Below are 11,950 nucleotides of genomic sequence, written 5' to 3' on the forward strand. Positions count from 1 at the left end.
TCTTCCGAAAAAGTACGCTTCGATTTGATCCTTTTTCCCGTTTTTAGCATCTTGATTCAGATTTAAAAACGGTCAACCTATTTCAGGGAATGACATGTCGAACATCGAATCAAGAAATCCGAACCATTCATTCCTGACGGGATATCGTGTTCCTCTTGCTGGCATCGAATTCTGGAATCCCATTGAGATCCTACGCCAGCGCTTTTTATGGTTGTCACTTTTTGACCCAGGGTTGCACCCTGGGCTATTCAAGGTTGGACTCCTTCGGAGTCGGTGTATTGGGTTTTAAGTCATCATACATGGGGCTTCCGTCTCCGGTCATCGGTATTCATTTTAAATCCCAAATCCCAAATCCGAAATCCGCAATTCAAATCCCCCCAGCCCCCTTTGATTAGGTTCGGTTTTCCAGAATTTCTTTTGGAATAAAAGGGGAGTTGGTCCCCGTTTCGGTCTTCGGTCATCCCGCATCCGATCAAATTCGAAATCCCAAATCCGAAATCAAATATTATTCTCCTCCTTCCCCTCAAACCACATCCTGTTTTTGACAGGCTCGACAAGTGTTAGGATTTTCTCCAAGAGTTCTTCGGGGATTTCCAAGTCCACGGCTTCCAGGTTTTGTTGCACCACGTGGACTTCGCACATGCCGACGATGGTCGTAGCGATCAGGGGATGATCCATGGCAAACCGCAGCGCCACCTGACTCAGGGATAATCCATAGCTTTTGCAAAGGTCCAATAAGATGGGTTGCATGGCTTTGACCTCAGCCGGAGAGCGATGCCAAGGCGGGAGGGAAGCTTCCGAAAGGATCCGCTGCATCAGCGGGGCGGCATTCATCAAGCCAAAGCCCATTTCCTGAGAAAGAGGCACAAGTTCGTCGTTGATCTCGTCCTCCAGCAGGTTGTAATGCGCCCAAGACAAAACGGTGTCGGGATTGGTTTCTCGGGCAATTTGGGCTAAGTAGCGGACAGGAAGTCCCGTAATGCCCCAAAATCGCGCCTTTCCGGACTGAACCACCTCCTGAATCGCCGGTACGGCTTCTTCGAGGATGATTCGTTTGTCCACAAACTCGATGTCGTGAAGTTGGAAAAGGTCGAGGTAGTCGGTTTTGAGCCGAGTCAGGGATTCGTCGATGCTTTGGAGGATTTTTTTTCGGGAAAAGTCAAAGTCCTGTAAGTCGTAGCGGCCGCATTTGGAGGCAAGGATGATTTCTTTTCGCCTTCCTTCCAGGGCTTTTCCCAGTCGGCTTTCTGCCAAAGTCAATCCATAAAACGGGGATACATCCACGAAATTGACGCCATGATCCAAGGCAAGATGGACCGCAGCGATGGCTTCTTTTTCATCCACCGGGTCAAAGACATTGCCCATGGGAGAAGCGCCAAAGCCAAGAATCGAAACGTCTAGGCCGGTTTTGCCTAAGGTGCGGTACTGCATAGGTTATGGGGTAGGTTTGAGCGAATAGAATTCCTGTTCCAAGTTAGGGGAATTTTTAAATGAAGGAATCCTGAAGAGGGTTCAGGAACTAAAAAAGGGAAATGAATGGTAGGTGAGAAAAAGACGGAATCAGGTTGTTTTTAAATTTTAACCGGTTTTGGATTCAATTCTGTTTGCTCTCAAATTCTGTTACCGATTGCGATTTTGACCTAATTGAACGTTTTTTGGAGCGAAAATGCTAATTAGCTTTTGTTGTGACTCTTTTAACCCATTTGCTCTCAAAACCTGAATTAGAGAAATGAAAACCCTGTGGATTACGGCAGAAGGCCTTGAAAAGTTAAAAGCTGAGTTGGACCACCTCTGGAAGGTGGAGCGTCCGGAGACTACTCAAAAAGTCGCTTGGGCGGCGAGCTTGGGGGATCGCTCGGAAAACGCCGATTATACCTACAATAAAAAGCGCCTTCGTGAAATCGACCGACGCGTGCATTACCTTCGAAAAATGCTGGACAACCTGAAAGTCATTCCTTACACTCCCTATCAGGAAGGGAAAGTGATGTTTGGCGCTTGGGTCGAGATCGAAAATGCCAAAAAGCAAAAGATCCGCTTTCGAATCGTGGGCGGGGAGGAGATTTTTGAGCGGAGGGATTATATCTCGATTGACTCACCGATGGCCCAAGCCCTACTCAAAAAGGAGGAAGGTGAGGAGGCGGTGGTTCAGACACCCACGATGCAGATGACCTGGCGAATTGTGAAGATTGAGTATGAGAAGTAGGGTTATTTTTTACCACCAAGTGCACTAAGTTTATTTAGAGGCCACAAAGACGGTAATTCTCAAAGGATTTAGGTTTGGGTAATTAAAAAGTCCGATAAGGAGGAAGTCTTGAAATTGAGTTTTTTACCACTGAGTTCGCAGAGGGAATTGCAAATCCCCCAAGTTACCACCAAGTGTACTAAGTTTATTTAGAGGCCACAAAGACGGAAAGTCTCAAAGGATTTAGGTTTGGGTAATTAAAAAGTCCGATAAGAAGGAAGTCTTGAAATTGAGTTTTTTACCACTGAGTTCGCAGAGGGAATTGCAAATCCCCCAAGTTACCACCAAGTGTACTAAGTTTATTAAGAGGCCACAAAGACGGTAAGTCTCAAAGGATTTAGGTTTGGGTAATTAAAAAGTCCGATAGGAATGAAGTCTTGAAATTGAGTTTTTCACCACTGAGTTCGTAGAGGGAACTGCAAATCCCACAAGTTACCACCAAGTGCACTAAGTTTAATTAGAGGCCACAAAGACGGTAATTCTCAAAGGATTTAGGTTTGGGTAATTAAAAAGTCCAATAGGAAGGAAGTCTTGAAATTGAGTTTTTTACCACTGAGTTCGTAGAGGGAACTGCAAATTTACCAAGATAGAAAAGCGGAGTATCAAACTCCGCTTAGCGTGGTATCAAACCCGACTTTATTACCTTTAAGTTTATGAGTAAATGGAGCTTTACTCGTACTTTTTAAAAAAAAGAAATGACCGAAAAAAGACGGATTTGGCCTTCTTCGGTCTTGTGTCCTCGGTCTTCTAGCTTACAGATTATGCCCATTCAAAATCATCCCATCTTTTACTGTCTTGAGGTAGGTAATCGCTTTGCCATCTTCCCCGATTTCGCAGACCCGATAGGAAGGAAAGGGATTGCCCCAGCTTCCTCCAAAATGTCCTGACCATAGGAAAGGTTTCTTCTTATAGATCATCTGTCCGTCCACATCGTGGTCATGCCCGTGGAAAGTCGCCCGTACATTGGGATAAGACGTGACCAAGTCCAGGAAATCCCTGCATTCCACGCCATGTCTAGTCCAGTCGTTTTGAGAGATGTGGATGAAAAGAAATACATGCGATAGTCTCCGATACTCTTCCAATACCACGCTCGCAAAATCCAAATTGGCACAGAGGTAGTCTCCTGAACTATTAGATGAATCAAGAAGAATGATCCCGATGTCATTTTTATGAATAAAGGAGAAGTTGGTAGGCTGATGCATCACCTCCTGAAACACGGCTTCACTTACCCGGTCGTGATTGCCCCGAGTGGCATACCAGGGCATCTGCAATTGCTCATAGACCTGCATGACTTCCGGGAGAAACTTGGGTTCGTCGTGAATCAGATCTCCGTTGAATACCACAAAATCCACGTCTTTTTCCCGGTGAATCGCATCGATCAGGTTTCGGTGGGAGGTTTCAAAATCGGTGTTGGGTTGGCCCCAGTGCCCATCTGAAGCAGTGATGAATTTGACTCGGGTGGATTTTGGGAAATCCATTTTCCCATAGGAAATAAAAGGCATGGTCATGAGGGAAGTGCCAAGAAGGCCAAGTTTATGCAGAAATGGACGTCGGTTCATTTTGTTAAATTAGACTTTTAAGATTTAGAATTTAGAGGATTTTATCAATGAATCAAAAGGTCGGATTCAACCCCCGCTATGCCTGGGTTCGAATCAGGTAAACCTGAAATGAAAAACCCCATCTGCGCTGGCAAATGGGGCCTGATTCATCTCAAATCTCCAATCTCCAATCAATTCCTCTCGATATACATGACTGCCGAATCCTCGATGTATCGGGCAGGATTGAAGGAGGAATAGAATTTATTTTTCAGAGAGTTGAGTGGGCTGTTGAGGCTGTTGATTTTGGAGGTGAATTCTGCCGGGAATTGGGTTGCATCAGAATAAACGGAAATCAGATTTTCGTATTGCTCGATATTGGCCATCATCCGGGTGGTCAACTGACCAAATCGAAGCCGTAGCGATTGTACTTTATACATGTAGGTTTCCACCTGTCCGAGCCATTTTCCTTTGCTTGAAGGATTTTTGTCCAGTCCGGATAGCTTGTCTGAGATGATTTTTCGGCATTCATTTTTGAAGGCCTCCCGATCACTGTCAAGGGTTGCTTTGAGATATCTGCTTTCGTATCGCTCCATGCTGATTCCATAATAGGACATTTGCTCTTGCAGCAGCTCGGTGTTTTCTTTTTGAAGTTGCTCCAATTCTTTGTTGATCAGGGTCCATTCGTGATCGATGATGGATTTTTGCTGTTCAAATTGGCTGGTCACATTGAGCAAAAGCAGCATTTGGGGTGTACGTTCATAGAGATCTTTTTCCTTCTTTCCCATGGTCGTGACCAAGCTGCTTACCCCTGAAATCGCCGTATTGACCATCGTTCCGTACAGGGGGACCGCCGAGGATGCCGTGCTGATCAGGTTGATCGAGGTATTGAGTACATTGATCAGGGGATCTTCCTGACCTTGTTTTTTATACCATTTGTCGTATTCAGCTTTCCAGGCATTAAACCCATTGTACTGTTGAATTTTGCCAATGTTTCCGAGTTGGGTGAAGAAAGTCTGGGAAGTCAAAAACAAATCCACCGGCTGAATGTCACGCTGAATGCTGAGCAGTTCGGTGAATGCCAATTGTCCGTTGAGGTTGATTTTGGTCTTGGGAGTTTCTTCGAGGATTCTCAGCCGGTCATCCAAAGCCAGTTGGAGTGTCTCCAAATCCTTGATTTTTTCTTTATCGGTGGCAGTTTTGGAGTCGGTGGCGGCCAGTTTTTCGGTGAGCTTGCTGATGAGTTCCTCATTGGTTTTGAGCTTATCATTTAGGTCTTTGAGCTGGGCATCCCGCTCGTTTTTGATTTGCTCGTTGATGGTAGCTTCCTGATTTTGTCCTTTTGCAGAAAAGGTAAGTCCAAGGATCAACAGAAGAAACAGAGAAATCCTGAAGTTCATAGTGCAGGAGGATTTGGGTTTTGTGTCTAGGTGAAAATCACAGGCCTAAATTGTATCCAATTCTGTACCAGTTCGCATAATTGGAAAAATGAGGAGAGGGAATCAGAAAAAAATCCCTTCCAGTTTGCACTAGAAGGGATTTTTAAATTTGGGATTATTTTTTGCGAAAATCTTATTATAAAACTCAGAAATATAGAACATAGAACTCCAAGTGAATCACTCCGGAAATTAGACAGTAAGCTTATAGTCTTGGATCAATACTTCAGCAGAAAGATTAAGCTTTCCGGTTAAGTTCCTCACCATTTCCAGAGTTAGTTTTCTTTTTCGATTGAGTATTTCAGAGACACGATTGCTACCTCCCATTGCATCTGCCAAGTCATTTTGCTTTAAAGAAAGTTGCTCCATTCGAATCTTTATGGCTTCAATTGGATCCGGTGCTTCGATCGGGAAATGCTTGTTTTCATAATTCTCGATCAACAAGGCCAAAATATCCGCTTCATCACTTTCTGAACTCCCCACCGGTGCATCAAAAATTACCTCCAGTCTTTTTAGAGCTCTTTTGTAGTCGGCTTCTGTTTTTATCGGTTTGATTTCCATTTCAAATGGTGTTGGCGTCTTTTTATCATATTCTTGATGAGTACCTATAAATCGGATGAATACCCATTGTTTTTCATAGTTAATTCGGGTTACGAGCCGAAAAGAATTTCCTTTAATGTTAAAAACTACTCTTCCCTCTTTTAAGATACTAGCATTCGCAAATGTGGCTTTGACATCGTTTGGATTTTTCCATGAGGATTTGGTGACAGTTTCGTACCATACTTTGAGATGTTGTTCCAGCTCAGGATGCTGAATCCAATAATCTCTTAATGTCTCTTTGGAAAAAATGCGCTCCATCTAGTTACATTTTAAAAACGCAAATAATTCCCAATTTGGGAATTTTTGTTGTCAAAATCAATGGTTTTGAGTGATTTAAATTTGAAGTAGGTTGGTCGGTTTTTATCTACCCCCAAATTTCTTGAAAAAATTTAACCCGCATTATGCATTAGAATCCGCAGTTGCCTGTTCCGAAGCATTTCGGGAAGAGTTCAAAATGCAAGAAAATCAAGCATTTAACGAATGAGCTACATGCAGCAAGGCGATTGATTTTGAAGCATTTTAAGCTCGGAATAGGAAGTCTAATGAATATTTCGGGTTCAAATACCTAGAGCAAAAATCCCTTCCAGTTTGCACTAGAAGGGATCCATAAATCTCAAATTTCAAATCAGAAATCTCAAATCTTGTTTTCCACCCACCTTCTCGCATTCACAAACGCCTCCAACCATGGGGTGAAATCGTCGTTTCGCTCGCTTGGGTAATGCGCCCAGTTCCAAGGCTTCAGGCTTCGCTCGATATGCGGCATGATAGCCAGGTGACGTCCGTCTTCGGAGGCGATACCCGCTGTCGCAAAGTCCGAACCGTTGGGGTTGCCCGGGTAGGCGGCGTAGCTGTACTTCATGGCGAATTGATAGGCGTTTTCACCTTTTGGAAGTTGGAATTTACCTTCACCATGGGCCACCCAAACGCCCAGGCGCTGTCCGCTGAGGCTGCCGAGCATCACGGAAGTATTTTCCGGTACAGTTACATTCACAAAGCAGGACTCAAACTTATGGCTGGCATTGTGTAGCATTTTTGGCTTTTGATCGTGGTCAGGAGTCACCAGGCCGAGCTCGATCATCAGCTGGCAACCGTTGCACACTCCGAGTGAAAGGGTGTCAGGTCTCGCGTAGAAGTTGTCGAGTGCCTGCTTGGCTTTTGGATTGTAGAGGAAAGCACCTGCCCAGCCTTTGGCCGATCCTAGTACGTCGGAGTTGGAGAAGCCACCTACGAAAACGATCATCTGCACATCGCTGAGGTCTTCTCTACCGGAAATCAGGTCGGTCATGTGTACGTCCTTCACCTCAAAACCTGCGAGCCACAAGGAGTAAGCCATTTCACGGTCACCATTCACCCCTTTTTCACGAATAATGGCTGCCTTGGCTTTTCCTTTGGTGGTTCTGAAAGGATCGACCCCAAGGGTTTCAAATTTCCCTACCCACCCCGGAGCAAAATCATAGCTCAGGGATTGGTTTTTGTAATTTTCAAATCGGTCTTTGGCAAGCTTTTCTCCGCTTTGTTTTCTGTCAAGCAGATAGGAAGACTTAAACCATAAATCTCTCAACTCGGCAACGTCCAAGCTTTGAGATTCCAGATTTACTTTTCCATCCAAAGTCACTTCCGCTAATTCTACAAAGTCGATTTCTGCTTTCGCAAGCAAGTCTACTACTTGGTGATCGTTGGCAACCTGGATCAGGATACCCGGATTTTCGGCAAAAAGGGCTTTCACCACATCCGTTTCGCCCAAACGGGATTCTTTCACGGCAAGGCCGACTGTCTGACTTGGGAAGCACATTTCCAGTAAGGCGGTGATGATACCACCGGAGGAAATATCGTGACCTGACAAGATCAAGCCTTTAGAAATCAACTCCTGAACTGTCTCGAAAGCCTTCGCGAAATAGGCCGAATCGGCAACGGTTGGAGTTTCTTTTCCAACCTTGTTAAGGATTTGGTATAGTGAAGAACCCGCGAGTTTGGCGGAATCCTGGGAGAAATCGAGGTATAATACTTTGCTTTCTGCCTTCGGCAAAAGGGCTGCTTTGACAGTTTTGGTAATGTCGGAGCATTCGCCTACAGTTGAGATAATCACCGTGCCCGGAGAGTACACCACTTTTCCGTCAGGGTATTTCTGAGTCATGGACAGGGAATCCTTTCCGGTAGGAATATTTACTCCCAGCTCAATGGCAAAGTCAGAAACAGCCTTCACTGCACGATAGAGGCGGTCGTTTTCGCCTTTGTTTTTCGCTGGCCACATCCAGTTGGCAGAGAGAGAAACGCCTTTCAGTCCGTCCTGAACCGGTGCAAACACCAAGTTGGTCAATGCCTCGGCGATCGATAACCGGCTTCCCGCTTCCGGATTGGCCAAAGCTGCTACCGGAGCATGTCCGATGGAGGTGGCAATCCCTTTGTTTCCGGTAAAGTCCAGGGCCATCACGGCTACGTCATTCAATGGAAGTTGGATTTCACCCACAGTCTGCTGCGTAGCTACTCTTCCGGTTACGGAGCGGTCCACTTTGTTGGTGAGCCAATCTTTACAGGCTACCGCTTCAAGCTGAAGGACTTCCTTGATGTATTCTGTTAGTTTTCCGGCTTCGTAATCTGCCTCGGCAAAAGTGGAACCCTTTCCGCTTTGGTCCTCCAAGACGGTCTTGGGTGAGGAGCCAAACATGTAGGCCAAATCCCAATCCACCGGCTTTTCGCCCGTCTTTTGGTTTTCAAAGGTGAAGTGCATATCTCCGGTCGTCTCGCCCACCACATAGAAAGGCGCACGCTCACGCTCGGAAAGTTGCTTGAGGGTTTCGATGTTTTCTTTACCCACGACCAAGCCCATACGCTCCTGAGATTCGTTGCCGATGATCTCCTTGGCCGAAAGGGTAGGATCCCCAACTGGAAGTTGGTCGATGTGGATGGTGCCTCCAGTGCTTTCCACGAGTTCGGAAAGGCAGTTCAAGTGACCACCCGCTCCGTGGTCGTGGATGGAGATGATCGGGTTGTTTTCGCTTTCGGCCATGGCCCGGATCACGTTGGATACCCGCTTTTGCATCTCCGGATTGGAGCGCTGGATGGCGTTGAGCTCGATGGCGTTGGAGAGTTCGCCTGTATTCAATGAAGATACCGCCGAACCGCCCATCCCGATGCGGTAGTTGTCACCACCCATGATCACGATTTGGTCACCAGCCTTTGGTTCGCCTTTTTTGGTGTAGTTGGCATTGGTGAAGCCGATGCCGCCTGCGAGCATGATTACCTTGTCGAAGCCGTATTGCTTGTCGCCTTCTTCGTGCTCAAAGGTCAAAACGGAACCGGCAATCAGCGGCTGTCCAAATTTATTTCCGAAGTCAGAAGCGCCGTTGGATGCTTTGATGAGAATGTCCATCGGGGTTTGATACAGCCAAGGGCGCTCTGCTAAGTTTTTCTCCCAACTTCTTCCTTTTTCGGAACGGGAATAAGAAGTCATGTACACGGCCGTACCTGCCAAAGGAATGGATGCAGTACCTCCCGCCAAGCGGTCGCGGATTTCACCTCCCGATCCTGTCGCGGCACCGTTGAAGGGCTCTACAGTAGTGGGGAAGTTATGGGTTTCCGCCTTCAAGGAAATGACCGTGTCGATTTCGCGTGGCTCAAAAAAGTCTGCCTGATGCTGGGTTTTCGGAGCGAATTGCTGAACTCTCGGGCCTTGGACAAAAGCCACGTTGTCCTTGTATGCGGAAGCGATCCGGTTGGGATGACGTTTGGAAGTTTCTTTGATGAGTTGAAAAAGCGTCATTGGCTTTTCCTCGCCGTCGATGACAAAGGTGCCATTGAAGATTTTATGTCGGCAATGCTCAGAGTTGACTTGGGAAAAGCCGAATACTTCAGAATCGGTGAGTGGGCGGCCAAGTTGCTGAGAGACATTTTCCAGGTAATCCACTTCTTCCTGACTTAGCGCAAGACCTTCCGACTTGTTGTAGGAAGCAATATCCGTGATGGCCTTGATCGGTTCGGGCTGGAGATGGATGTCGTAGATTTCCTGATCGAGTCCCTCGTATGCTTTTTGGAGCATAGGGTCAATTTGGTCTCCTTCGCTCATCGGAAAAAACTCTTCGATGCGCTGAATGCCCTGAATTCCCATGTTGACCGTGATTTCTACGGCATTGGTGGACCAGGGAGTGATCATTTCTTTTCTCGGTCCGGAGTATTTTCCGGCTACTTTTTCACCTGAGATCAGTTGGGCTTCGCCAAAAAGCCAGGTGAGTTTTGAGAGGTCTTCAGTGCTGAGCGGGTGGGGAACTTGAACTCCGTAGATGAGTTTCTGAGGGGATTCAAAGAAGAAAATCATGTCCTTGGGCTGGTAAGATGCAAAGGTAAGGATTTGAGATCGATTGGAAAATTGGCGGATTGAAAGATTTGAAAATTGAGAGATTGAAAAATTACTCCTGCGCTAAGAGGAGGCTTGCTTTTTTTGAAGAAAAGAATTGGAATAGCCTAATTCATAAGCGCTCATTCATTTTAAGGGATTGGCTGGGAGATTTTTTTGGATGCCAGAAAATTTGCGGCTGCTTCGATCAGGCCTCCGTGGCCGACGGGCAGGATGATCTTTCGCAGATGGGGGATTTTGGAACTGAAGCGCTCGAGATTTTCAGCGGTGACCATTTTGTCAAATTCCCCAATAAACAAGGTCATGGGAATGGGTTTGCTTCTGGACTGTCGGATGATTTTCCCCAGTTGAAGTTGGATGCCGCCAAATACTTTCCAGACAAAATAGGCCTGAGCACGTTTGGATCGGGTTTCCATCTGGGTTTTGACAAATTTCACCAAGCTTTTTTCCACCAATCCCACTGCATTGAGTCCCTCTACCATCCCAAAAAAGCGATTGGGGCGAAACACCACTCGTTTAAAAAGCACATGGAAATAATTGGGATAGCTGCTCATGCTGTACCAAAGGCCTGTTTTGATCCCGTCGGGAGCCAAAAGGGTCAGGCTTTTGACCGATTTGGGCAGGAGCTCATAGGTCAGCAAAGCAAATTTTCCGCCCATGCTGTATCCGATCAGGTGAAATTCTTGGAAACTTTCCTTTAGCTGGAGTTCCCGGATAAATTCTCTCCACTTCAATCGATCTAAAGGTGATCCCACATCGGTCCATTGGCTGCGTCCATGGTAAAACATGTCGAAGAACAAAAAGGTCTGACCCGGTTTTCTGATCTGATCAAAAGCTCCCATGTCCTGATGGGTTTGCCCAAATCCGTGGAATATCAAAAAAATCTCCGGCCCTTGTCCTGATTTTTGGTAGGCCCACTTTCCAGAGCGATGATCAAGGAAATCCATTGACTTAGAAATTTTGTACGGAATTTAATTCAATTCCGGGAATTCAAGATCTCAATTTTTTTGATTTTAGAATAAAATTTTGTCTTACATGGACATTTTCATCTTTTGTTCGATTTTGTACAGGTTTGATCTAAAAATCAAAAATAAAATTCTTCATAAAAACCTTGGAAACTTTGAACCAATCAAAAGTTTCCATAGTTTTGTTTCCAAATTCGAGAGAAGCCTTGGAGACTAGAGAGAGAATTTTAGAAATAGCGACAGAACAATTTGCCCGTTTCGGTGTCCGAGCCATCACGATGGAAGACATCGCGAGGCAGGCTGGGATTTCCAAAAAGACCATTTATCAGGAGTTTTCGGATAAGCGAGATTTGGTCAGGGCGGTATTTTCCAATATTCTGGATGAGGACAGAAAGCGCCTGACGTTCATTTTGGAATCTGAAGATGGGGTGATTGAGCACCTGGTGCAAACTTCCAAGATGATGCGAGAACGACTTTCTTCCATCAATCCCATGGTAATCCTGGAGGTCCAAAAGTATTTTCCGGAGTCTTGGAAAATGTTTGAAGAATTTAAGGAATGCATCATTCAGATGGACCTGGTCAATGTTCTCGAAAAGGGCAAAGAATTGGGGTATTTCAGGCCTGAAATTGATTCTCAGATTTTGGCCAAGGTGAGGATGAACCAGATAACCTCTGCATTTGATCCGGCCAATTTTACCAATCCGGAATACAATTTTGTGGAAGAACAGCTGGTATTGATGGACCATTTCTTACATGGAATTTTTACGGAAAAGGGGAGGCAGGCTTACCAATCCCAAAAAGAATTATTGAATTGAAAACCC

General features: G+C 45.7%; 8 protein-coding genes and 1 pseudogene. 2 read left to right on the top strand and 7 right to left on the bottom strand.

From position 1 onward, the window contains the following. Positions 1–498 precede the first annotated feature (498 nt). Entirely contained in the window at positions 499–1,431 is a 933-nt protein-coding gene (locus CLV31_RS19760; protein WP_111394816.1) for an aldo/keto reductase, read from the bottom strand. Between the two features lie 298 nt (positions 1,432–1,729). Here CLV31_RS19760 and greB point away from each other — a divergent pair, with 298 nt between their 5' ends. Beyond that, entirely contained in the window at positions 1,730–2,203 is a 474-nt protein-coding gene (gene greB / locus CLV31_RS19765) for a transcription elongation factor GreB (protein WP_111394817.1), read from the top strand. A 791-nt stretch (positions 2,204–2,994) separates the two neighbouring features. Here the strand turns inward: greB and CLV31_RS19770 are convergent. The 6 genes and pseudogenes from CLV31_RS19770 to CLV31_RS19795 all read right to left on the bottom strand — a co-directional run bounded on the left by CLV31_RS19770 (position 2,995) and on the right by CLV31_RS19795 (position 11,111). Further along, positions 2,995–3,801, bottom strand: coding sequence for a metallophosphoesterase family protein (locus CLV31_RS19770; protein ID WP_245943452.1), 807 nt, complete (start codon positions 3,799–3,801; stop codon positions 2,995–2,997). Between the two features lie 170 nt (positions 3,802–3,971). Continuing rightward, positions 3,972–5,177, bottom strand: coding sequence for a hypothetical protein (locus CLV31_RS19775; RefSeq protein ID WP_111394818.1), 1,206 nt, complete (start codon positions 5,175–5,177; stop codon positions 3,972–3,974). A gap of 228 nt (positions 5,178–5,405) precedes the next feature. Then, positions 5,406–5,774, bottom strand: a complete 369-nt coding sequence (locus CLV31_RS22140) for a helix-turn-helix domain-containing protein (protein WP_111394819.1) — start codon at positions 5,772–5,774, stop codon at positions 5,406–5,408. An 81-nt stretch (positions 5,775–5,855) separates the two neighbouring features. Continuing rightward, a pseudogene (locus CLV31_RS22145) lies at positions 5,856–6,071 on the bottom strand (type II toxin-antitoxin system HigB family toxin); the annotation flags it as partial. Positions 6,072–6,447: 376 nt separating this feature from the next. Then, complete coding sequence (purL, locus tag CLV31_RS19790) at positions 6,448–10,125, bottom strand: phosphoribosylformylglycinamidine synthase (RefSeq protein ID WP_111394820.1); 3,678 nt, start codon at positions 10,123–10,125, stop codon at positions 6,448–6,450. A gap of 170 nt (positions 10,126–10,295) precedes the next feature. Continuing rightward, on the bottom strand, positions 10,296–11,111 hold the full coding sequence (locus CLV31_RS19795; RefSeq protein ID WP_111394821.1) for an alpha/beta fold hydrolase: 816 nt from the start codon (positions 11,109–11,111) through the stop codon (positions 10,296–10,298). Positions 11,112–11,284: 173 nt separating this feature from the next. Here CLV31_RS19795 and CLV31_RS19800 point away from each other — a divergent pair, with 173 nt between their 5' ends. Then, positions 11,285–11,944 carry a TetR/AcrR family transcriptional regulator gene (locus CLV31_RS19800; protein WP_245943453.1) on the top strand — a complete coding sequence of 220 codons (660 nt, stop codon included), beginning with the start codon at positions 11,285–11,287 and terminating at the stop codon, positions 11,942–11,944. The last annotated feature ends 6 nt before the right edge of the window (positions 11,945–11,950 follow it).

Source organism: Algoriphagus aquaeductus, assembly GCF_003253485.1.
GTDB lineage: Bacteria > Bacteroidota > Bacteroidia > Cytophagales > Cyclobacteriaceae > Algoriphagus > Algoriphagus aquaeductus.